Origin of the sequence: Streptomyces griseus (assembly GCF_900460065.1) — a bacterium.
Classification (GTDB): Bacteria; Actinomycetota; Actinomycetes; order Streptomycetales; family Streptomycetaceae; genus Streptomyces; species Streptomyces griseus.
Genome location: NZ_UAVD01000024.1, coordinates 97,159 through 119,735 on the forward strand (window position 1 = coordinate 97,159; position 22,577 = coordinate 119,735).

Annotated in this window: 20 protein-coding genes; 11 read left to right on the forward strand and 9 right to left on the reverse strand. The window is 72.2% G+C overall.

What is annotated here, in order from left to right; translation table 11 throughout:
• Positions 1 to 174: 174 nt before the first annotated feature.
• The gene (locus tag DTB53_RS10910; protein ID WP_003965381.1) at positions 175 to 1,254 is read right to left on the reverse strand and encodes a glycoside hydrolase family 5 protein; all 1,080 of its coding nucleotides are present in this window, start codon (positions 1,252 to 1,254) and stop codon (positions 175 to 177) included.
• A gap of 202 nt (positions 1,255 to 1,456) precedes the next feature.
• A complete protein-coding gene (locus DTB53_RS10915) occupies positions 1,457 to 1,852 on the reverse strand; it encodes a VOC family protein (RefSeq protein ID WP_003965380.1) in 396 nt (131 codons plus the stop codon).
• A gap of 128 nt (positions 1,853 to 1,980) precedes the next feature.
• On the opposite strand from DTB53_RS10915, the gene DTB53_RS10920 reads away from it, so the two are divergent.
• Both DTB53_RS10920 and DTB53_RS10925 read left to right on the forward strand, forming a co-directional pair.
• A complete protein-coding gene (locus DTB53_RS10920) occupies positions 1,981 to 3,480 on the forward strand; it encodes an MFS transporter (protein ID WP_012378465.1) in 1,500 nt (499 codons plus the stop codon).
• A complete protein-coding gene (locus tag DTB53_RS10925) occupies positions 3,477 to 4,541 on the forward strand; it encodes a glutathione S-transferase family protein (protein ID WP_012378464.1) in 1,065 nt (354 codons plus the stop codon). Before DTB53_RS10920 ends, DTB53_RS10925 begins: the two co-directional genes overlap by 4 nt.
• A gap of 9 nt (positions 4,542 to 4,550) precedes the next feature.
• Here the strand turns inward: DTB53_RS10925 and DTB53_RS10930 are convergent, their stop codons facing one another.
• A complete protein-coding gene (locus DTB53_RS10930; RefSeq protein ID WP_003965377.1) occupies positions 4,551 to 5,429 on the reverse strand; it encodes a DMT family transporter in 879 nt (292 codons plus the stop codon).
• Positions 5,430 to 5,547: 118 nt separating this feature from the next.
• Here DTB53_RS10930 and DTB53_RS10935 point away from each other — a divergent pair, with 118 nt between their 5' ends.
• Positions 5,548 to 6,684 (forward strand): winged helix DNA-binding domain-containing protein, encoded by a 1,137-nt coding sequence (locus DTB53_RS10935; RefSeq protein ID WP_042495772.1) that lies wholly within the window; start codon positions 5,548 to 5,550, stop codon positions 6,682 to 6,684.
• 51 nt (positions 6,685 to 6,735) lie between these two features.
• Here DTB53_RS10935 and DTB53_RS10940 read toward each other — a convergent pair whose 3' ends face one another.
• A complete protein-coding gene (locus DTB53_RS10940) occupies positions 6,736 to 7,578 on the reverse strand; it encodes a response regulator transcription factor (protein WP_012378462.1) in 843 nt (280 codons plus the stop codon).
• 131 nt (positions 7,579 to 7,709) lie between these two features.
• On the opposite strand from DTB53_RS10940, the gene DTB53_RS10945 reads away from it, so the two are divergent.
• On the forward strand, positions 7,710 to 9,386 hold the full coding sequence (locus DTB53_RS10945) for an AMP-binding protein (RefSeq protein ID WP_003965374.1): 1,677 nt from the start codon (positions 7,710 to 7,712) through the stop codon (positions 9,384 to 9,386).
• A complete protein-coding gene (locus DTB53_RS10950; RefSeq protein ID WP_012378461.1) occupies positions 9,383 to 10,990 on the forward strand; it encodes an AMP-binding protein in 1,608 nt (535 codons plus the stop codon). Before DTB53_RS10945 ends, DTB53_RS10950 begins: the two co-directional genes overlap by 4 nt.
• A 45-nt stretch (positions 10,991 to 11,035) precedes the next feature.
• Here DTB53_RS10950 and DTB53_RS10955 read toward each other — a convergent pair whose 3' ends face one another.
• From DTB53_RS10955 to DTB53_RS10965, 3 genes are all read right to left on the reverse strand, one after another.
• Positions 11,036 to 11,233 (reverse strand): hypothetical protein, encoded by a 198-nt coding sequence (locus tag DTB53_RS10955; protein WP_003965372.1) that lies wholly within the window; start codon positions 11,231 to 11,233, stop codon positions 11,036 to 11,038.
• 9 nt (positions 11,234 to 11,242) lie between these two features.
• Positions 11,243 to 11,875: a GNAT family N-acetyltransferase gene (locus tag DTB53_RS10960; protein ID WP_012378459.1), complete on the reverse strand. Its 633-nt coding sequence runs from the start codon at positions 11,873 to 11,875 to the stop codon at positions 11,243 to 11,245.
• Between the two features lie 154 nt (positions 11,876 to 12,029).
• Positions 12,030 to 12,734 (reverse strand): hypothetical protein, encoded by a 705-nt coding sequence (locus tag DTB53_RS10965; RefSeq protein ID WP_012378458.1) that lies wholly within the window; start codon positions 12,732 to 12,734, stop codon positions 12,030 to 12,032.
• Positions 12,735 to 12,995: 261 nt separating this feature from the next.
• Between DTB53_RS10965 and gcl the strand changes: the two genes are divergently transcribed.
• The 6 genes from gcl to DTB53_RS10995 all read left to right on the forward strand — a co-directional run bounded on the left by gcl (position 12,996) and on the right by DTB53_RS10995 (position 19,711).
• On the forward strand, positions 12,996 to 14,780 hold the full coding sequence (gcl, locus tag DTB53_RS10970) for a glyoxylate carboligase (RefSeq protein WP_003965369.1): 1,785 nt from the start codon (positions 12,996 to 12,998) through the stop codon (positions 14,778 to 14,780).
• 326 nt (positions 14,781 to 15,106) lie between these two features.
• On the forward strand, positions 15,107 to 15,418 hold the full coding sequence (locus DTB53_RS10975; protein WP_003965368.1) for a hypothetical protein: 312 nt from the start codon (positions 15,107 to 15,109) through the stop codon (positions 15,416 to 15,418).
• Between the two features lie 157 nt (positions 15,419 to 15,575).
• On the forward strand, positions 15,576 to 15,893 hold the full coding sequence (locus DTB53_RS10980) for a hypothetical protein (RefSeq protein WP_042495767.1): 318 nt from the start codon (positions 15,576 to 15,578) through the stop codon (positions 15,891 to 15,893).
• A gap of 97 nt (positions 15,894 to 15,990) precedes the next feature.
• A complete protein-coding gene (locus tag DTB53_RS10985; RefSeq protein WP_012378456.1) occupies positions 15,991 to 16,335 on the forward strand; it encodes a hypothetical protein in 345 nt (114 codons plus the stop codon).
• Positions 16,332 to 17,393, forward strand: coding sequence for a hypothetical protein (locus DTB53_RS10990; protein ID WP_012378455.1), 1,062 nt, complete (start codon positions 16,332 to 16,334; stop codon positions 17,391 to 17,393). Before DTB53_RS10985 ends, DTB53_RS10990 begins: the two co-directional genes overlap by 4 nt.
• Positions 17,390 to 19,711: a lanthionine synthetase LanC family protein gene (locus DTB53_RS10995; protein ID WP_012378454.1), complete on the forward strand. Its 2,322-nt coding sequence runs from the start codon at positions 17,390 to 17,392 to the stop codon at positions 19,709 to 19,711. The genes DTB53_RS10990 and DTB53_RS10995 overlap by 4 nt, the downstream gene beginning before the upstream one ends.
• A 300-nt stretch (positions 19,712 to 20,011) precedes the next feature.
• Here DTB53_RS10995 and DTB53_RS11000 read toward each other — a convergent pair whose 3' ends face one another.
• The gene (locus tag DTB53_RS11000; RefSeq protein ID WP_003965363.1) at positions 20,012 to 21,469 is read right to left on the reverse strand and encodes a catalase; all 1,458 of its coding nucleotides are present in this window, start codon (positions 21,467 to 21,469) and stop codon (positions 20,012 to 20,014) included.
• Positions 21,470 to 21,681: 212 nt separating this feature from the next.
• Positions 21,682 to 22,575, reverse strand: coding sequence for a 2-hydroxy-3-oxopropionate reductase (locus DTB53_RS11005; protein WP_003965362.1), 894 nt, complete (start codon positions 22,573 to 22,575; stop codon positions 21,682 to 21,684).
• Positions 22,576 to 22,577: the final 2 nt, after the last annotated feature.

Below are 22,577 nucleotides of genomic sequence, written 5' to 3' on the forward strand. Positions count from 1 at the left end.
TAGGGGCAAAAACTATGCGCGTAGAACAGGGTGTGACAAGGCGTTGGAGGTTAATTCCGGGCGTATCCCCGGTGAGCGCCGTCCCCGTGCGCCCGGTGCGGTCCGGGAAGGGACCGCACCGGGCGGGTCACGAGGGTGTGCGTCCCGTCCGGTCGGCGGCGGGGGCGGTCCGCGTCACTGGCGGATGCGGTCGCGGATCCAGATCCCGGCCTCCTTCAGGACCCCGGTGCCCGTCCAGTTGGTCCCGTTGCAGGTCCCGGTCTTGAAGACCGCGCCCGAGCGGTGGTCGTCGGAGTAGTTCCAGTTGGTCCAGGAGATCTTCTTGCGCTTCATCAGGTCGAGGTAGCGCTGCGACATGGTGAAGTCGTTGGCGCCCTCGCCCGCATAGTTCTGGGTGCCGAACTCGGTGACGAACACCGGCAGTTTGTCGGAGGCCCGGTCGAGCGCGCTCAGATACTCCTCGCGGTGCGAGGCCGCGTAGAAGTGGAAGGTGTACATGATGTTCGAGGCGCGGACGGGGTTGTTCACGACCTCCGACTCGTTGGAGCCCTCGGAGACGCCGAAGGAGGACCAGGCGCGCGTCCCGACCAGGACCACCGCGTCGGGGTCCTGGGCCCGGATCACCGGGATGATCTGCTCGGCGTACGACTTGATGGCCGACCAGCTCACCCCCGAGGGCTCGTTGGCGATCTCGTAGAGCACACCCGGGTGGTTCTTGTACTTCTTCGCCATCGCCGTGAAGAAGGTCTTCGCCCGCGCCAGGTTCGCGTTCGGGTCGCCGGGGGAGAGCATGTGCCAGTCGATGACCGCGTACATGCCGCGGGCGTGCGCCGCGTCGATGAACTTCTGCGCGCGGGCGGTGAAACCGGCCGGGTCGGTCTCGTACCCGCCCTCCTGTACGTAGGTGGAGACGCGCAGCACGTCGGCGCGCCAGTCCTGGGCCAGGGCGTTGAGCGACCCGTCCGTGACGCACTGGGCGTACCACTGGGTGCCGTGGGTGCTCATCCCGTTGAGGGCGACCGCCTGGCCGGAGGCGTTGCAGAGCTGCCGGCCGCAGACGGAGAGCTGTCCGTTGGCGGCGAGCGGGGTGGCGGCGGTGGGCGCGGCGGGGGCCGGGGCGGCTCCCGCCCGGACGGGGGCCATCAGTGCGGTGACGACACCGAGCGCGGAGGCGGCGAGCAGGGCCTTGCGGGCCATTCTGCGGCGACCGGTCGTAGGGGCGGTGCCGGTGGGGGGCGTGGTGCGCTGGTGCATGGTGGTGCTCCCTTCGGAGGGGGTGGGAGGCGCCATGTCGGCAGAACTGAAAGTAAAGCTTCCTTTCAATTGCCGTCAACAGTGTTGGGAAACTTTCCTGTCTATTAACACGCGTGGCGGAAGGGCCCGTTGGGACCCTTCCGCCACGCGCCCGTCCTCGTGCGCCCGTACGCCGGTGTGCCGCCCGGCGCTCCCGGGTCGCTCAGCCCTGTGGCAGCGGGTAGACCGCCAACGAGAACGAGTGGCCCGCCGGGTCCCCGTACACCCGCACGTCCCGGGGGCCGCTGTTGCTGTCACCGGTGTCGACGGGCCGGGCGCCCAGCCCGATCGCCTCCCGCTCGGCCTCGTCGATGTCCTCCCGGCCGACCAGGATCCGCAGATGCGCCTGCTGCGAGTCCTCCGGGCGGGGCCAGCTCGGCGGGGCGTAGCCGTGATCGCGACGGATCGCCAGCCGGACGCCGTCGTTGCCGACGATCTCGACGAAATCGGGGTCGGAGCCTATCCGTATCTCCGCGTCGAGCAGACCGGCGTAGAACTCGGCCAGCTCCATCGGTTCGGCGCAGTCAAGGACGAGAACGCTCGTTTTCTCCACAGTCATGCGGGAACCCATACCCTCGCCGGGCGTCGCCACGCCGCACCGGGCCCCACCGGGAATCCGGAATCCGGGCCACCGGCGCGGCCGCGTCCCGGATGAGGAAACACCGGACGCGACCTAAGGTGCGAACCATGGCTCAGAGCGCGGCGAACCCCGGGCCGGCCGGGGGCGACGCCGCCCCGGACGGACCCGACCCCCGGCGTTGGCGGGCCCTGGCCGTCTGCCTGGTGGCGGGCTTCATGACCCTGCTGGACGTCTCCATCGTCAACGTGGCCCTGCCCTCGATCCGGGAGGGCCTGAACACCCCCGAGTCCGACCTCCAATGGGTGCTCTCCGGTTACGCCCTCGCCTTCGGGCTCTTTCTCATCCCCGCGGGACGGCTGGGCGACGCGCGGGGCCGCCGGGCGGTCTTCATGGCCGGGCTCGCCCTCTTCACCCTGGCCTCCGCCGCCTGCGGGGCGGCCCAGTCCAGCCTGTGGCTGGTGGTCGCCCGCCTGGTGCAGGGCATCGCCGGCGGCCTGATCTCCCCGCAGATCTCCGCGCTGATCCAGCAGATGTTCTCCGGGCGCGAGCGCGGCCGGGCCTTCGGCATGTTCGGCACCGTCGTCGGCATCTCCACGGCCGTCGGCCCGCTGCTCGGCGGCCTGCTCATCCAGGCCGCCGGACCGGACCACGGCTGGCGCTGGGTCTTCTACGTCAACCTCCCGCTCGGGGCGGTCTGCCTCCTGCTCGCCCACCGGCTGCTCCCGGACACGCCGTCGGCCGGCCGGGTGCGGCCCCGCGACCTGGACCCCGTGGGCGTCGCCCTGCTCGGGGCCGGGGTGCTCGCGCTGCTGCTGCCGTTCGTCCAGGCCCAGCAGTGGCCCGGCAACGGCAAGTGGCTGCTGCTCGTCCTGGCGGCGGCCCTGCTGACCGCGTTCGTGGCCTGGGAGGCGCGGTGCACGGGCGGAGGCACCCACCCGGTCCTGGACCTGTCGCTGTTCCGGCTGCGCTCCTACTGGCTGGGCTGCCTGCTGATCCTGCTCTACTTCGCCGGATTCACCTCGATCTTCTTCGTCACGACCCTCTACCTCCAGTCCGGGCTCGGCTACTCCGCACTCGTGGCCGGGCTCGCCATCACCCCCTTCGCCCTCGGCTCCGGCGTCGCCGCGTCCATCGGCGGCCGGCTCGTCGGGCGCTTCGGCCGCCCCCTCGTGGTGGCGGGCCTGGCGATGGTCGCGCTCGGCCTCGCCGGCACCGCCCTCGCCGTCCACCTGGTCCCGGGCACCGGCGCGGGCTGGGCGATGGCCGCTCCGCTGCTCCTCGCCGGTCTCGGCAGCGGCCTGGTCATCGCCCCGAACCAGACCCTCACCCTCGCGGAGGTGCCGGTGAACCGGGCCGGCAGCGCCGGGGGCACCCTGCAGACCGGCCAGCGGGTCGGCTCCGCGATCGGGATCGCCGCCGTCGGCTCGGTGTTCTTCGCCCAGGTGGGCCCGGAAGGCTGGGCCGACGCCTACGACCACGGGCTCGTCGTCTCCGTCGCCTTCGTCCTGGCCGCCCTGATCGTGGCCGCGGCCGACGTCGGAGCCGACCGACGGGGAAGGCGACGCACAGCAAGCGAACCGAACGACGCATCGAGGAGCGCGGCATGAACGACACGACAGCGGACGACGCCGGAAACGACGGATCCACGGACAGCGCCGGCAGCGACGGCAACACCTCCTACGGCCACAAGCCGTTCAAGCGCTCCCGTAGCCACTTCGCCGACCGGATCACCGCCGACGGACGCGACGGCAGGCCCGTGGAGGCCGGCCGCTACCGGCTCGTCGTCAGCAGGGCCTGCCCCTGGGCGAGCCGCGCGCTGGTCTCCCGGCGGCTGCTCGGCCTGGAGGACGCCCTCTCCCTCGCCGTCGCCGACCCGATCCAGGACGACCGCAGCTGGCGCTTCACCCTCGACCCGGACGGCAGGGACCCGGTCCTCGGCATCCGCTACCTCAGCGAGGCCTACGACGCCCGGGAGCGCGACTACCCCGGCGGCGTCAGCGTGCCCGCGATCGTGGACGTACCGAGCGGGCAGCTCGTCACCAACGACTACCAGCGGATCACCCTCGACCTCGCCACCGAGTGGACCGCCCTGCACCGCCCCGGCGCCCCCGACCTCTACCCCGAACCGCTGCGCGCGGAGATCGACGAGGTCATGGACGGCATCTACCGGGACATCAACAACGGCGTCTACAAGGCGGGGTTCGCCAGCTCCCAGCAGGAGTACGAGGAGGCCTACGCGGCGCTGTTCCGCCGCCTCGACCTGGTCTCCGCCCGCCTCGCCGACCGCCGCTACCTGGTCGGCGACACCATCACCGAGGCCGACATCCGCCTCTTCACCACCCTGGTCCGCTTCGACCCCGTCTACCACGGCCACTTCAAGTGCAACCGGAACAAGCTGACCGAGGACCCCGTCCTGTGGGCGTACGCCCGCGACCTCTACCAGACGCCCGGATTCGGTGACACGGTCGACTTCGACCACATCAAGCGGCACTACTACCAGGTGCACACGGGCATCAACCCGACCGCCATCGTCCCCGCCGGACCCGACCTCTCCGGCTGGACCGCCCCGCACCACCGCGAACAGCTCGGCGGGCGACCGTTCGGCGACGGCACACCCCCGGGCCCCGTCCCCCCGGACGAGCGGGTCACCCCCGTGACCGCCGCCTGACCCCGGCGTTCACCGAGGCGCGGACGGCGCCGGCGGCGGGGCGAGCGTGCCCGCCGCCAACGGGGTACGGGCCAGCCGCACGCACCCCGCGGCGATCAGGACCAGCGCCGCCAGCTCGGGCAGCAGCCACCAGCCGGTCCGCAACTCCTCGCCGAACAGCGTCACCCCGTACAGGATGCTGATCAGCGCGTCCCCCAGGGTCAGCATCGGCTGCACGGCCACCAGACTGCCCGCCTGAAGGGCGTTCTGGAGCAGGAACAGCGCGCCCACCCCGGCCGCCGCCGTGGCGTACAGCTGCCAGGAAGCCAGCAGCGCGACCACCCCGCCGTCGTCCAGGTTCGCCATCGCGTCCTTCATCAGAGCCGCCGTCAGCGCGTACCCGCAGGCGGCGGCCAGCCCCAGCAGGGCGGCCCGGGGATTGCCGCGGGTCCGCAGCGCCGCGCCGATCAGTCCCGCCTCGAACAGCCCCGTCAGCACCAGCGCCGGAATCCACGCCGCGCCCCGCACCATGTCGCTGCCCCCGACCGGCGCGGCCGACGCCATACCGAGCGCCAGGCCCGCCGTGACCGCCGAGACGCCGGACCAGACGGCCGCGTCCGCCCGCACCCGCATCACCAGACCGGCGACCAGCAGCGTCAGCGGCAGCTCGATCACGAAGATCGGCTGGACCACCGCGATCGGCCCGGTGGCCAGCGCGACCGCCTGGCAGACCGCCGCCACGATCACCAGCCCGATCCCCGCCAGCCACACCTTCTGCCGCACCAGACGGGTCATCAGCGACAGCCGCATCGCCTCGCTGTCGGGCACCTCCATCGCCGCCCGGCGCTGGAGCACCGAGGCGGAACCGTTGCTGAGGGCGGTCAGGACGGCGAACAGGACACTGATCACCGGCTCATCATCGCGGCGGCCCGCCCGGGGCGCGCGGCGCACAGGTCCGGTGGGCGTAACGCCGTACGCCGCGACATGCGGACCGTATCCGACCGCGAGCGCCGGTAGCGTGCGGACCATGGCCGCGAAGACGCACCGCACCGCCCCACCGCCCGCCGTCCTCTCCGCCCGGGCGCTGAACCGGGCGACCCTGGAACGTCAGCTCCTGCTGCGCCGGTCCACGATGTCGGCCGGGGAAGCGGTCACGCATCTCGTCGGGCTCCAGGCCCAGAACACCAAGCCGCCCTACTTCCAGCTGTACGCCCGCCTCGCGGACTTCGACCCCGGGGAACTGTCCGCCCTGATGGAGTCCCGGCAGGCCGTCCGGATCGTCTCCCTCCGCTCCACCCTCCACACCCACACGGCCGACGACGCGCTCACCCTGGTCCCCCTGGTACGGGCGCCGCGCGACCGGGAGCTGAGGGGCTTCGGGCGCGGGCTGGAAGGCGTGGACCTCGACCGGCTCGCGGCGGTGGCCGAGGCGTTCGTCCAGGAGCGCCCGCGCCCGCTGGGCGAACTGCGCGCGGAACTCCTCACGCACTGGCCGGACGCCGACCCCCTCGCGCTCACCGTCGCCGCCCGCTGCCTGCTGCCCCTGGTCCAGGCCACCCCGCGCGGCCTGTGGGGCCGCGGCGGACAGGTGGCCCTGACCACCGTCGAGCACTGGCTCGGCCGGTCCGCCGAACCGGCCCCCGCGCTCGACGCCACCGTGCTGCGCTACCTGGGCGCGTTCGGCCCCGCCTCGGTGATGGACTTCCAGTCATGGGCGGGACTCACCCGTACGAAGGAGGTCTTCGAACGGCTCAGGCCACGCCTGCTGACCTTCCGGGACGAGCGGGGCACCGAGCTTTTCGACCTCCCGGACGGACCGCGTCCCGACCCCGGCACCCCGGCCCCACCGCGCTTCCTGCCCGAGTTCGACAACCTCCTCCTCGGCCACGCCGACCGCACCCGCGTTATCCCCGACGTCAACAAGGGCCGCAACGGCAAGGGCAACCAGACGTACGGCAGCGTCCTCGTCGACGGTTTCCTCGACGCCCTGTGGCGCGTCGACCGGGAAGGCGGAACGGCGGTCCTGACGGTCCAGCCGCTGCGGAGACCGACCCGCGCACAGCGTACGGAGATCACCGAGGAGGCGGCCCGGATGCTGGCCGTGATGACGGACGCCACGGACCACGACGTGCGGTTCGGCACGTTCCTGGACTTCGGGGACTGAAGCCCCCGCAGGCCCGCCCGCCCCGACCGGCGGCCCAGCGCGGACCGCGGATCAGGGCAGCAGCCCCGCCCGGCGGGCCGCCACCACGGCCTCCAGCCGCGTGTGCGCCCCCAACTTCCGCATCGCGGACCGCAGATACCCCTTCACCGTCTCCGGCCGCAGCCCCAGTCGCTCCGCCGCCGCCGCGTTCGTCGCGCCCGCCGCCACACAGGCCACCACGTCCACCTCGCGCGGCGCGAGGCGGACCTCCCGGGCGGCGGGCACCTTCGCCCCCGCCGCCGAGGCCAGCCGCCCGCAGACGTCCAGGAGCTCGTCGCGCAGGGCCGGGTCCAGGACCCGCGGGACCAGCGCGCGCAGTTCGCGGTGGGCCTCGCGCACGCCTTCCCAGGCGCCGGGCGCCGTGTCCGGATCGGTCACCTGCTCCCGGCCCGCCGCCAGCAACTGCCGAACCTCGTCCCGGACCGCGAGCGACTGCTCCACGTCACGGGCCGACGCCACCATCGCGTCGAACGTCCGGTCACCCAGCGTGACCGGTGTGCGCAGCGCCCCGTACAGTACGCCCCGCACCGCACGCCGTACGACGACGGGGACCGCGACGACCGAACGCAGCCCCTCCGCCGCCACCGCCGCGTCGTACTCGTGGCTGATGTGGCGCGAAGAGGCGTAGTCCGTCACCGCACAGGGCCGGGACAGCGCGATGGCCTTGCCGCCCAGGCCGCTCCCGGCGGAGATGACCAGACCCCGCAACGCACTGGTCTGCGCCCCGTTCAGCTCGGCGATCCGCGCGTGGCGCGCGTCCGACAGCAGACCGCCGAACACCACGGGAAGCCCGCTCGTGCGGCGGAGCCGCAACAGCGCGGTCTGCATCTCGACCGTGTCGACCGGTTCCGGCACTACCTGTCCTCCCACCCGGCCCGTGCCGCTCTCCCCCGCACGGGGGAGCGGACCACCCCCGTCCGGGGGTGGTGAGACCTGGGTCACTGTTTACATGATGTTAGGCGACCGGTCCGTAATGAGGAGGGCACATGTCGGCAACCAGCGCTACCGAGACGTTCCGGGCCGCCCGGGACTTCCTGCTGGAGCACCGCGAGGACTACGAGCGGGCCTACGCGGGCTTCCGCTGGCCCCGGGCGGACCACTTCAACTGGGCCCTGGACTGGTTCGACGTCATCGCCGAGAACAACGACCGCACCGCCCTGCACATCGTGGAGGAGGACGGCCGGCGCACCGAAGTGTCCTTCGCGGAGATGTCGGAGCGCTCCGCCCGGGCCGCCAACTGGCTGAAGGCCCGGGGCGTACGGGCGGGCGACCGCGTCCTCGTGATGCTCGGCAACCAGGTCGAGCTGTGGGAGACCGCCCTCGCCGCGATGAAGCTGCGCGCCGTCGTCATCCCCGCCACCCCGCTCCTCGGCCCCGGCGACCTGCGGGACCGGGTGGAGCGCGGCCGGGTGCGCCATGTGCTGGTGCGGGACGCGGACACCCCCAAGTTCGACGAGGTGCCCGGGGACTACACCCGGATCGCGGTGGGCGAGGAGGTGGCGGGCTGGCTGCCGTACGCGGGGGCGGCCGAGGCGTCCGCCGCGTTCACCCCGGACCGGGAGACGGACGCGGACGAGCCGCTGATGCTGTACTTCACCTCCGGCACCACCGCCAGCCCCAAGCTGGTCGAGCACACCCATGTGTCCTACCCCGTGGGCCACTTGTCGACGATGTACTGGATCGGCCTCAAGCCGGGGGACGTCCATCTGAACATCTCCTCGCCCGGCTGGGCCAAGCACGCCTGGTCGAACCTCTTCGCCCCGTGGACCGCCGAGGCCACCGTCTTCATCTTCAACTACACCCGCTTCGACGCGGGCCGCCTGATGGCGGAGATGGACCGCTCGGGCATCACGAGCTTCTGCGCCCCGCCGACCGTCTGGCGGATGCTCATCCAGGCCGACCTGAGTCAGTTGACGACGCCGCCGCGCGAGGTCGTCGCGGCCGGGGAGCCGCTGAACCCGGAGGTCATCGAGACGGTCCGGCGCGAGTGGGGCGTCACCATCCGGGACGGGTTCGGCCAGACGGAGACCGCCGTCCAGGTCGCCAACACCCCCGGACAGCTCCTCAAGACCGGCTCCATGGGCCGGCCGAGCCCCGGTTTCACCGTCGAACTGCTCGACCCGGTCAGCGGGCGGCCCGGCGCCGCCGAGGGGGAGATCTCCCTCGACCTGGCCGACCGCCCCGTCGGCCTGATGACGGGCTACCACGGCGACCCGGACCGCACCGCCGAGGCGATGGCGGGCGGTTACTACCGCACCGGGGACATCGGCGCACGGGACGCGGACGGCTACATCACCTATGTGGGCCGCGCCGACGACGTGTTCAAGGCGTCCGACTACAAGATCTCGCCGTTCGAGCTGGAGAGCGCCCTGCTGGAGCACGAGGCGGTCGCCGAGGCCGCCGTCGTGCCCGCCCCCGACCCGCTCCGCCTCGCCGTCCCGAAGGCGTACGTCGTGCTCGCGGAGGGCTGGGAGCCGGGACCGGACACCGCGAAGGTCCTCTTCGAGCACTCCCGGGCGGTCCTCGCCCCGTACAAGCGCATCCGCAGGCTGGAGTTCGCGGAGCTGCCCAAGACCGTGTCCGGCAAGATCCGCCGCATCGAGCTGCGGGAACGCACCGCCCTGGGCTCCGGCGCCGAGTTCGACGAGGGGGACCTCTCATGAGCAGCCTGTCCTACGCGCACGGTGTCGGCGACACCGCGCTGCTCGGCGACACCATCGGCCGCAACCTCGACCGGACCGCCGCTGAACACGGCGACCGCGAGGCGCTGGTCGACGTCGCCTCGGGCCGACGCTGGACGTACGCCGAATTCGTCGCGGACGTCGACGTCCTGGCCCGCGCACTGATGGCGGCGGGGGTGGCGAAGGGCGACCGGGTCGGCATCTGGGCGGTCAACTGCCCGGAGTGGGTCCTCGTCCAGTACGCCACGGCCCGGATCGGGGCCGTCATGGTCACGATCAACCCCGCCTACCGCGCGCACGAGGTGGAGTTCGTCCTCCGGCAGGCCGGCGTCTCCCTGCTCGTCGCCTCCCTCTCCCACCGCACCAGCGACTACCGCGCCCTCGTCGAACAAGTCCGCTCCGACTGCCCCGACCTGCGCGCCGTCCACTACATCGGCGATCCGTCCTGGGACGAGCTGACCGCCGGCGCACCCGCCGTCGGCCAGGAGCAACTGGCCGCCCGCGAGGCGGAGCTGTCCTGCGACGACCCGATCAACATCCAGTACACCTCGGGCACCACCGGCTTCCCCAAGGGCGCGACGCTCTCCCACCACAACATCCTCAACAACGGGTACTTCGTCGGGGAGACCATCGCGTACACGGAGGCCGACCGGGTCTGCCTCCCGGTCCCCTTCTACCACTGCTTCGGCATGGTGATGGGGAATCTCGCCTGCACCTCGCACGGCGCCTGCATCGTGATCCCGGGACCGTCCTTCGAGCCCGGGGCCGTGCTGACCGCCGTCCAGCAGGAGCGCTGCACCTCGCTGTACGGGGTGCCCACCATGTTCATCGCCGAGCTGAACCTGCCGGACTTCGCCGGGTACGACCTCTCCTCGCTGCGCACCGGGATCATGGCCGGTTCCCCGTGCCCGGCCGAGGTGATGAAGCGGGTCGTCGCCGAGATGCACATGGCCGAGGTCTCCATCTGCTATGGGATGACGGAGACGTCCCCGGTCTCCACCCAGACCCGTCGGGACGACGACCTGGAGCGCCGCACCGGCACCGTGGGCCGCGCGCTGCCGCACATCGAGGTCAAGGTCGTCGACCCGGTCACCGGTGTCACGCTGCCGCGCGGCAGTTCGGGCGAACTGCGCACCCGGGGCTACAGCGTGATGCTCGGCTACTGGGACCAGCCCGACCGCACGGCGGACGTCGTCGACCCAGGGCGGTGGATGCACACGGGCGACCTCGCGGTGATGCGCGAGGACGGATACGTCCAGGTGGTCGGCCGGATCAAGGACATGATCATCCGGGGCGGCGAGAACGTGTACCCGCGGGAGATCGAGGAGTTCCTGTACGGCCACCCGAAGGTCGCCGACGTCCAGGTGGTCGGGGTGCCGGACGAGCGCTACGGCGAGGAGATCCTGGCCTGCGTCATCCCCCGGGACCCCGCCGACCCGCCCACCCTGGACGAGATCTCCGCGTACTGCCGGGAGCGGCTCGCTCACTACAAGATCCCGCGCAGGCTGCGGATCCTGGAGACCTTCCCGATGACGGTGAGCGGAAAGGTCCGCAAGGTCGAACTGCGCGAGGCGTACGCGGACTGAGCGGAAGGGGGAGGCACCGGGGCGGAGTGCGGCGCGCCGGGGTGGTCAGGCGGCTTCGATGATGTCCGGACCGCCCCGGGTCGCCGCCGCCCACTCGATGAGCAGCACTTCGTACGTCGCCGACTCCACCTCGGACCAGTCCTGCCCGGAGGCGTCGACGAGGGCGCGGATGGCCTCATTGGCGTGCTCGGCGGCGGGCACGGGGCGGTCTGCGGGGAAGGAATCGTCCGGGAGTAAAGCCATGCGCACAGCTTACGTGCCACCACTGACAGCCACGGCCCCCGCGGTGTCCGGGGCACCCGGGGCGTCCGGCATGCGCGGAATCGTCACGGCCCCGGCGGTCCCCGGCGGGCGGGCGGCGGCGGAGGTCAGATCGCGCCGCATGCAGACCCGCGGCCAGCGGTCCAGGCCGTGCTGGGCCTCCTCGGCGCGGATCGCGCGCAGTCCGTCGGTGAGTTCGTGCTCGGCCAGCACGCGGAAGCCGATACGGGCGTAGTACGGGGCGTTCCACGGCACGTCGGTGAAGGTGGTCAGGGTGAGCGCCGTCATGCCCCGGGCCGTGGCCGAATCGGCGAGATGGGCGATCAGCTCCCGTCCGATACCCCGGCGGGCGGCGGCGGGGTCCACCGAGACCTGCTCGATGTGCAGGGCGTCGTCGACGGGGTCGGCGAGCACATAGCCGAGCGGCCGGTCGCCGGTGGCGGAGAGGGGGTCGGAGGCCACCCAGCAGCGGCCTGCCAGCCGGTAGCTCTCCAGCAGGTCGAGCGGGGGCGGATCGTCGTCGGCCACGAAGGCCATGCCCAGGGTCCGGAACGGTTCCCCTGCGGCGCGCTCGATGTCCTGGAGCAGCGGAAGATCCGAGCGTCTGGCGGAACGGATACGCATGTACTCAGTGTGCCGCGCCGGACAGCCGACCGGTACGCGGTGGCCGGATCTGGACCTCGGGCCGACGCCCCCCGGGCACACGCTTCCCGGAGCCCGGAGCCCGGAGCCCGGAGCCCGGAGCCCGGAGCGCCCGCGGGCCCGTGTTCGACGCGGGTCAGGCGCCGGTGCTCACCAACTCGTCCGCGGGGCTGTTGACCGGCTGCGGGGTCCCGGTGAGGTCCAGCACGAAGAGCGGGAGGCCGACACCGTCCGCGCGGTTCTCGGCGTCGGCCGTGTACCCCGCGAGGGAGAAGAACACACCGGTAGCCGACGCGCCCAGCGCGTTGAGCCAGAGGGTCTCGACCGCGCGCAGCGTCGTCGGCCGGGTGGTGGAGTCGACCCGCGCGATGAGCCCGTCGGCCCGCAGGTCGATGCCGGAGGCGGGGCCCGCCCCGGGCCGGCCGACGTCTCGGTAGCCCAGCCAGGTCAGATAGAGGCCGGCCGCGCTCACCGCGTCGTGGCCCGTGCGGATCGTCATCGGCCGGAAGGCCGGGCGCGGGTGCGCGGCGGTGCGCGGGAGGGGGATGTGGGCGGGGGAGACCGGCGGAGCCGGCGCGGCGGCCACCGGTCGCACCGGCATCCGCAGGACGGTCCCGCACGGACAGCAGAGCTCGGGCTGGGGCCACTGGTTCTCGCGGTCGCAGGACGCGCACCGGACGGTGACCCACGCGTCGTTCCAACTGCGGTGGGTGACCGGGACCGCCGGGGCGTCCCGCAGCAGTGGCGGCGCGGTGGGCGTCCCGCACGGGCAGGGGTAGGCCGGTGTGCTGTAGGCGTGGTCCCGGTTGCAGACAGGGCACCGTACCGGCACGGACTCCACGATCGTCTCCCTCCGGCACGGACGGCGTGGCCGACTGCACTCCGTGCCTCCCTCGTCACACCATCGTCCACCAGGAGCGAGGTCCTGGGGAGGGGGTTGGCGGACTTCATGGGGGCGGGCGGCGGGCGGCGCCCTTGACGGGGGTCGCCCCACGATTTAGATTGCTTCCGTATAGCAGAACTAAATTTCCGTAATGCGGAATTGGTGCTCTCAGGTGGCGCGACAGAGCCCGACTCCACCAATCCCGAGCAGGAGCACTCAATGCCTCGTATGACCGCTGCCCGAGCGGCAGTTGAGATCCTCAAGCGCGAAGGCGTCAGCAACGCGTTCGGTGTGCCGGGTGCGGCGATCAACCCCTTCTACGCGGCCCTGAAGGCGTCCGGCGGGGTGCAGCACACACTGGCCCGGCACGTCGAGGGCGCCTCCCACATGGCCGAGGGCTACACCCGGGCCAAGGCCGGCAACATCGGCGTCTGCATCGGCACGTCGGGCCCGGCGGGCACCGACATGATCACCGGTCTGTACTCCGCCATCGCCGACTCCATCCCGATCCTGTGCATCACCGGCCAGGCCCCGACCGCCGTGCTGCACAAGGAGGACTTCCAGGCCGTCGACATCGCGTCGATCGCCAAGCCGGTCACCAAGGCGGCCACGACCGTCCTGGAGGCCGCGCAGGTCCCCGGCGTCTTCCAGCAGGCCTTCCACCTGATGCGCACGGGTCGGCCCGGCCCGGTCCTCATCGACCTGCCGATCGATGTCCAGCTCACCGAGATCGAGTTCGACCCCGAGCTGTACGAGCCCCTCCCGGTGCACAAGCCCGCGGCCTCCCGCAAGCAGATCGAGCGGGCGCTGGAGCTGCTGAACGCCTCCGAGCGGCCCCTGCTCGTCGCGGGCGGCGGCATCATCAACGCCGACGCCTCCGAGCTGCTGGTGGAGTTCGCCGAGCTGACCGGCGTCCCGGTCGTCCCGACCCTGATGGGCTGGGGCATCCTCCCCGACGACCACGAGCTGAACGCCGGCATGGTGGGCCTCCAGACCTCGCACCGCTACGGCAACGCGAACTTCCTGGAGTCCGACTTCGTCCTCGGCATCGGCAACCGCTGGGCCAACCGCCACACCGGCAAGCTGGACGTCTACACCCGGGGCCGCACCTTCGTCCACGTCGACATCGAGCCCACCCAGCTCGGCAAGATCTTCGCCCCGGACCTCGGCATCGCCTCCGACGCCAAGGCCGCGTTGACGCTCTTCGTCGAGGTGGCGCGCGAGCTGAAGGCCGCGGGCCGGCTGAAGGACCGTTCGGCCTGGGCCGCCTCCACGCAGGAGCGCCGGGCGACCCTCCAGCGGAAGACCCACTTCGACAACGTGCCGCTCAAGCCGCAGCGCGTGTACGAGGAGATGAACCGGGCGTTCGGCCCCGAGACCCGTTACGTCACGACGATCGGGCTCTCCCAGATCGCCGGCGCGCAGATGCTCCACGTCTACAAGCCCCGCCACTGGATCAACTGCGGCCAGGCGGGCCCCCTCGGCTGGACCATCCCGGCCGCGCTGGGCGTCGCCACCGCGGACCCGGAGGGCACGGTCGTGGCCCTCTCCGGCGACTACGACTTCCAGTTCATGCTGGAGGAGCTGGCCGTCGGCGCGCAGCACCGCATCCCGTACGTCCACGTCCTGGTGAACAACTCCTACCTGGGGCTCATCCGCCAGGCCCAGCGCAACTTCGACATCGACTTCCAGGTCAACCTGGAGTTCGAGAACCTCAACTCCCCGGAGCTGGGCGTCTACGGCGTCGACCACGTCAAGGTCGTCGAGGGTCTCGGCTGCAAGGCGATCCGGGTCACCGAGCCGGACCAGCTGCTGCCGGCCTTCGAGGAGGCGAAGAAGCTCGCCGCGGAGTTCCGGGTGCCGGTGGTCGTCGAGGCGATCCTGGAGCGGGTCACGAACATCGCGATGAGCGGAAGCGACATCGCGTCGGTCAACGAGTTCGAGGACATCGCCACGGACGCGTCCCACGCGCCCACCGCGATCCGCCCCCTGGCGGCCTCCTGACGGACCCGTCACCGACGAGGCCCCCGCCCGGAGCGACCCTCCGGGCGGGGGCGCCGTGCTGCCCGCGGCCATGAAGAACCTGGCGTGGCACGCAGTCCTGACGGGTCATCAGTGCCGTGCTCCACGACAGGACAGCGCGAAAGCCGTCCCATATCATGGAAGGCGACGGTGCTCGTCGAAGCACTCGTCCCACCGACCGCACACCGGTGAGCAGACGGCCGGCGGCAGCATGAGCGCCCACCGGCGGGCCCCGCTCGCGATCCGCGTTCCGGCGGTCGCCGATCGGCCCCCGCCCCGGAGAACCCTCCCTTTCCGCGGAGCACATCATGGCGGACTACAGGATCAGCAATCTCACGATCCGAGTCGAGGATCAGACACTGCCCAAAGGGGTGATCCAAGGCCAGGGCAAGTACGTCGGCGACCTGAACCTCGGGAAGAACGGCCCGCTGCCCATGGCCGACTGCGGATGCACCTGCTCCTGCACCTGTTCGTGCACCTGCACATCGACCGGCGGCGGATCCCACTCGGACGAGCAACTGGTACAGCTCCAGGACGTCGAACTGACGGTACTCAAGGAGTCGTTGAAGGCGGCTCTCAGTGACCTGGACGAGATACAGCAGAGCCGTGGCAGCCGGTGACGGCGGCCCGGCCCGATCCCCGCGGACGGCGTCGGGGTCATCCGCGACGGCCTCGGGGCCGTCCGGGGCGCCCCGGCGCGTACCGCGGCGGACCGGGTCGGCGGAGTACGGAGACGAGGGCGGACCCCACCGGGGACGCCTCGGAGATGAATCACTCATGGCGGATTTCAGGATGGGCAACCTCACGATCCGGATCGAACCGGAGGCGCTCCCCCGGGGCGTGCTGCTGGAAGGGCGGAGATTCGCGGGCGATCAGGAAGTGCTCGGAAGCGACGACAGTTCGGGCGGGCCCGGCGGAGGATGCGGCTGCACCTGTAGTTGTACGTGTACCTGCACCTGCACGGCGACCGGCGGCGGCTCCCACCTCGACGAACAGCTGGTGCGGCTGGAGGAGGTCGAGCTGACCGTTCTGCGGGAGTCCCTGCGGTCGGCGCTGAGCGATGTGGAGGAGATGAGCGACCGACGGAAGCGGTAGAACCGGCTTCGGTGCAGCGCGGTGATGCGCAGTACCGGCTTCGGTGCAGCGCGGTGGTCCGCCGCGGATGTTTCTCGCGGAGCGGAGATGAGGCGGCATGCCCGACTACAGGATCAGCAACCTCACGGTCAGGGTCGAACAGGCAGCGCTCCCCGCAGGAGTCGCCCTGAAGGGCCGCGCGCTCGCGGGCCATCCGGAGGTCCTCGGGAGCGACGACAGCTCGGGCGGACCGGGATGCGGCTGTACGTGCAGTTGCAGTTGCAGCTGTACCTGCAGTTGTACCTCGTCCTCCGGGCACGCGACGCCGGAGGATCTTCAGGTGCGTGACATCGAACTGACCCTCCTGCGGGAGTCGTTGGGCGCCGCCCTCGCCGCGGTCGAGGAGATCGAGCACGGGGACGGGGTGCGCGGGGCCGCCTCCCCGGGCCGGGGGCCCCGATGACGCACGACGGACGGCGGATACGGCTGCACGAGCGCTGGAGCGTGGCGCCCGTCTCCGACGACGGGCGCACGCCCGCCCTGCCGGGCACGCCGGTCCCGCCGGGCTCCCTGGTACTCGTATCCGGCAGCGGTGACGAGGGGAGCGTCCGGATCCTGCCCGCAGCGCTCGCCGCGCCGCTCGGCGAACTGGCCCGCAGGGGGGAGACGGGAGCGGACGAGGCGGACCTGCCCCCGCCCCTGGTCCGGGCGCTCGAACTCGACGGCACCCTGCGCGTGTCGCCTCGCGGGCGGCCGGCGCGACCGTGGCGGGAGCAAGCGGCCTCTGACACGTCGACGAGCGTCTCGGCCCTCGGCTGGGCGGCCCTCCTCGACCGGCTGACACCTGATCAGCTCGCCCGCCGCCTGTACTTCTACGGGCGGCTGCCCGTGACCCCGCGCCGACTCCGGGAACTCCCCGACGCATCGTCGGTGAGCCGGTGGCTGGGACTCGGCTTCCTGAGCCTGGAGACCGCGGGGTTCCGCCCGCTGCCCCGTACCCCCGACACCTGGGTGTGGCGCCGCTGGGCACGGGCCCGCACGCCCTCGTCGAGCAAGCTGTACGTCTGCTGCCTGCCGCGGGACCTGCCCTACGCGCTCCGGGCGTGCGAGCGCGTCCTGCGCGATCGTGCCGTCGCGGGCTTCAAGGTCGGGTTCGACCTCCCGACGGTTCTGCGACCCGACAAGTTCGTCGTCTACCTCACGGACCCGGGGCAGGCCGACGCCGTGGCCGCGGAGATCGTCGCCGGCCTGGGAGCGGTCGAGGCCCAGCCGTTGCCCTTCACCGCCACCTCGCCGGCCGGCCCCCTCGTCGCCCGTGCGGTGGATCCCGAGGACTGGGAGGGCCGCCCCGCCTGGCACGAACGGGCGAGCTGGCGTCTGAACATCTGCCGGCTGGCCGGGGAGGCCCTCTGGGCCTCCCGGGACCTGCCCGCGCGCGACCGTGTGGCCGCTGCCCTGGAGCGCCTGACCCTCGCCGGTGTCGACACCGGGACGTGGACCTGGACGGAGGCGACGGCGTGAGACTCGCGGAAGGACCGCTCACCCTGGCGGCGGACGTGTCGGTCGTCCCGGCCCGGGAACTCCCCGAGACGGTCCGGGACACCCTCGGCACGCTCTACGACGTCGAGGGCGCCGCCCTGGGCCGCCGGGCCAGCCGCTCGAACGCCACGTTCGTGGACAAGGACGTGCTCGACCTGCTCGGCGAGTTCCGCGAACCGACGACGGTGGTCACGGCGGTCATCAACTACGCCCGTCGCACCGGCCAGGACGCGGACCGCGTCCTGGAGGAGAGCTACCGCGCCCTCGCGCGACTGCGCGGCCTCGGGCTCCTCGCCGCTCCTCGGGAGACCGCGGCGACCGGGCCCGTCCACCGCGTCGGCGACCCGCTGGGCCCCTGGCGCGTCATCCAGTGCCTGCAGTCGTACGAGGACGAGGACTGCGACGTCTACCTCGCCGGCGGAGAGACGGGCGGGACCGTGGTGTGCAAGGTCGCCCGGCAGGCCGACAGCGACAGGCTCCGGCGGGCCGTCCGTCATGAGGCCGCCGCCCTCCGGTACCTGCGGGCGCGCGGCGCGCCGGTCCCGGAACCCGTGGCGGTGACCCACGACGGCGACGGCCGGCCCCTGCTGGCGATGAGCCGCGTACCGGGCCGCCGGATCGACCAGCGCGCCCAGGTGCTGCGACGGACCGCCGTACCCAGGCTGGTGGAGGGCTGCTGCCGGACGCTCGACGCGCTGCGGCGGATCCACGCGACCGGAGCACTCCACGGTGACGTCCACGGCGGCAACTACCTGCTGACGGAGGACGACACCGTGGTCGCGATCGACTTCCCGTACGCGTCACTGATCAAGAGGCCCTCGCCGCGGCACGGCGTACCGCGGCTGATGGACCCGCAGTGGGCGCGGGCGAAACTGACGGGCGGACCCGGGACGCTGGGCTCGCCGGAAGCGGAGCAGTACAGCCTCGCGGCGCTCCTGTACTTTCTGCTCACCGGTGAACACCACTACGCGCCGGTGACCACCGAGGCGGATCTCCTGGCGACCTTGGCACAGGGGCGGTTGGGCCCCGACTTCCACCGGCCCCCGGCGTCGGTCCCCAGTGGCCTGCTCCCGGTGCTGGAACGCGCGTTGCGGCCGGAACCGTCGGATCGCTGGCCCGGAGTGGCCGAGTTCTCCGACGCCTTCCGCGCGGCGGCCGCGAAGGGCCCGGGCGCACCGGCCGGTGACACGGACACGGGTCCCGCCGACGGCCGGGCGTCCTTCGCGGAGTACCTCTCGCCGTCCGCGGTCGTCCCCGCCTCCCCTCCCGCGGGCATGGCGTTCGGAACCAGCGGCACGGCGACGGCACTGCTGCGGGCGAGCGGTCGGCACGATGATCCCGCGCTGCTCGCGTGGGCCGACCTCTGGTCGCACCGGGCCCTCGCGGGCCTGGCGGACCGGCCCGACGGCCTCGCCCGGCACCCCGGTGCGGCCTCCGGTGCGGAGACCGCCGCTGCCGGCGGTGGCTGGCACGGCGCCCTCGGGGTGCTCGGCGCGAGGGTCGCCGTGGCGCACGCGCTCGACGACCGGCTGACGATGCGGGAGTCGGTGGAGCGGTACCTCCGGGAGCACCGCCGGTACTGCACACCCACCGCGCCCCTGGACCTGACCCACGGTCTGGCCTCCTGCCTGCTGATGGACGCGCACCTGCTGCCCGTGGTGCGGACCGAAGCGGCCGATCTGCGCGCGGCCGGAGCCTCGGCGGCGCGGTTGCTGTCGGACGCGATCGGCTCGTCCGGCGACCGGCCGGGACTGGCCCACGGGACGTACGGCCATCTGCTGGCGGTTCTGGCCTGGCGAGCGGCCTGCGGTGAGCCGCCGCAGGGCACGGCGCCCCTGGCCGAACGGCTGGGTCCGCTCGTCGGAGCTCTCCGCGGCCGTGACCCGGCCGGGGCGCTCGGGTGGCGGCCCGGATGGGAGTCGAGTTGGTGCAACGGGGCCACGGGAATCGCCCTGTTGCTCCTGACCGCGGCGGACGCCCTGGGGACACCCGCGTACGTGGAGGACGCCGAGCGCGCCCTGCACGTGGCCGTGACCGGTGAGCCACGGGGTTACGACCTGTGCTGCGGGGTCGCGGGCCGGCTCTACGCACTGCGGCGCGTGGCGGGGGCGACCGGGGAGCGCGCGTGGGACCGGCCGGCGGAGCGCGACGCCCGGGAACTGCGCGAGGGACTGACCACCCTGGGGCGGCACGGATTGAGCAAGGGCCGGGCTGGTGCCCTCGCCGTGCTCGACGACTCTCCGGACGCGTACCCGGGACTCCCGCTCGTCGACGCCCCGCGCCACGACCCGCCTCGGTGACCGGACGCGGGCGCCCGCCCGTCGGCGCGGGCGCGGATACGGGCAAGGGCGCGGAGTACGGGACCGTATCCGTACTCCGCGCCCTCGTTCGGGGAGCGACAGAGGTGTCGCCGGGTGACAGGGACCGCGGCGGCGGCGATCGGCCCGGGGGAGGGCGTCTCCTTCAGGTCAGGAGACGGTCCCCGGGTCCTTCACCACCGCACTGGCATCGCTCGACCGCCGCGGCCTCGTCGTCCTGCCCGTGCCGCGCGGCACCCCTCATCCGGGTGCGCGGTACGGGCAGGGTCCAGGGGGAAGGGCTCAGTCCTCGCGCAGGGCGCGGACGGCCTTCTCGACGCGCTTGCCGTAGTCGGCGTCGGCGGCGTGGAAGTGGGCCAGGTTCTTCTCGATCACGTCGTCGCGGGTGACCTGTGAGAGGCCTCCGGCGATGTTCGCGACCAGGCGGCCCTTCTCGTCCTCCGACATGAGCCGGAAGAGTTCGCCCGCCTGGAAGAAGTCGTCGTCCTTGGCGTGGGCGGGCGCCTCGTGCGTGCCCGTCCAGCCGTGGATCGCCAGCGGGGCGGCGAGCGCGGCGTCGGTCTGCGCCGGGCCGGCGTACGAGTTGGGCTCGTAGTTCTTGTCGTGGCGCGAGCCGTTGCGGGTCGCGTGGAGGCCGTCGCGGCCGTAGTTGTCGACGACGGCGGTGCGCGGCGCGTTCACCGGCAGGTGGGTGTGGTTGACGCCCAGGCGGTAGCGGTGCGCGTCCGCGTAGGCGAACAGCCGGCCCTGGAGCATCTTGTCCGGGGAGGGGCCGATGCCGGGCACAAAGTTGTTCGGGGAGAACGCCGCCTGCTCGACCTCGGCGAAGACGTTGTCCGGGTTGCGGTCCAGGACCAGGCGGCCGACCCGCTGGAGCGGGTAGTCGCTGTGCGGCCACACCTTGGTGAGGTCGAACGGGTTGAACCGGTAGTCGGCGGCGTCGGCGGCCGGCATCACCTGGACGTGCAGCGTCCAGGAGGGGTTGACGCCGCGTTCGATGGCCTGGAGCAGGTCCGTCTGGTGCGAGTTGGCGTCCTTGCCGACGAGCTCGGCGGCCTGGTCGGCGGAGAGGGACCGCACGCCCTGGTTGGTCTTGAAGTGGTACTTGACGAAGAAGGCCTCGCCCTCGGCGTTCGTCCACTGGTAGGTGTGCGAGCCGTAGCCGTTCATGTGGCGGTACGAGGCGGGGATGCCGCGGTCGCCCATCAGCCAGGTGACCTGGTGCGTCGCCTCGGGGGCGTGCGCCCAGAAGTCCCAGACGTTGTCCGGCTCCTGCTTGCCCGTGAACGGGTCGCGCTTCTGCGAGTGGATGAAGTCGGGGAACTTGATCGGGTCCTTGATGAAGAACACCGGGGTGTTGTTCCCGACCAGGTCGTAATTGCCCTCGTCCGTGTAGAACTTGAGGGCGAAGCCGCGGGGGTCGCGGACCGCGTCCGCGCCACCGAGCGAGTCGGCGACGGTCGAGAAGCGGATGAACGTCTCGGTGCGCTTGCCCACCTCGGAGAGGAAGTCGGCGCGGGTGAAGCCCGTGACGTCGTCGGTCACCTCGAAGTAGCCGTACGCGCCGGAGCCGCGGGCGTGCACCACGCGCTCCGGGATGCGCTCACGGTTGAAGCGGGCGAGCTTCTCCAGGAGGTGCTGGTCCTGGAGAAGGATCGGTCCACCGACACCGGCGGTGGCGGAGTTCTGGTTGTCGGCGACCGGGGCGCCTGACTCGGTCGTGAGCACACGCTTAGCCATGTGGCGGGATGACCTTTCGTACGAGCTGCTGACGGCTTGAGGAGCGTAGATTCGCCGCGGAGAGAACGTCAACAGTTTGTTGAAAACGAAGTGTGTGGTTCCGGGCCGCGGCGGCGCCTGGGCGCGACAGGACAGGTGTCAGCGCCACCGCGGCCCGGAGATCAGGGGGCCCGCCGGGCGGGCCGGGGCGCCTCGCGGCGCCCGGGGGAGGGTCAGACCCGGGAGCCGGAGAGCCGCTCGACCGAGCGCAGCAGCGCCGAGTGGTCGAGGCCGCCGTCGCCCTGGGCGCGCAGCGAGGCGACCAGCTGGGCGACCACGCCGCCGACGGGCAGGGCCGCGCCGACGTTGCGGGCGGCGTCCGTGACGATGCCCATGTCCTTGTGGTGCAGGTCGATCCGGAAGCCGGGGGCGAAGTCCCGCTTCAGGAAGTTGTCCTTCTTGCGGGTCAGCACGGTCGAGCCGGCGAGGCCCCCGTTGAGGACGTCGAGCGCGGCGGCGAGGTCGACCCCGGACTTCTCCAGGAAGACCACGGCCTCGGCGCAGGCCTGGATGTTGACCGCGACGATCAGCTGGTTGGCGGCCTTCACCGTCTGGCCGGAGCCGTGCGGGCCGCAGAGCACGATGGTCTTGCCCAGCGCCTCCAGGAGCGGCTTCGCGGTGTCGAAGTCCGCCTGCTCGCCGCCGACCATGATGGACAGGACCGCCTCGATGGCGCCGGCCTCGCCGCCGGAGACCGGCGCGTCCAGGACCCGGATGCCCTTCTCGGCCGCGTTCTCGGCGAGGTCGACCGAGGTCTGCGGGGTGATGGAGGACATGTCCACCAGCAGCGCGCCGCGCTTCGCGTTCTCCAGGATGCCGTCCGGGCCGTACGCGATGGCCTCGACCTGCGGCGACGCGGGCACCATCGTGATGACGACGTCCGCGTCCCCGACCGCGTCCGCGATCGAGGAGGCGCCGTTGCCGCCGGCCGCGACCAGCCGGTCGATCTTGTCCTGCTCCAGGGTGTATCCGGTGACGTCGTAACCGGCCTTGATCAGGTTCTCCGACATGGGGGAGCCCATGATGCCGAGACCGATCCAGGCGACCTTGGGGAGGTTGTTGCTCATGA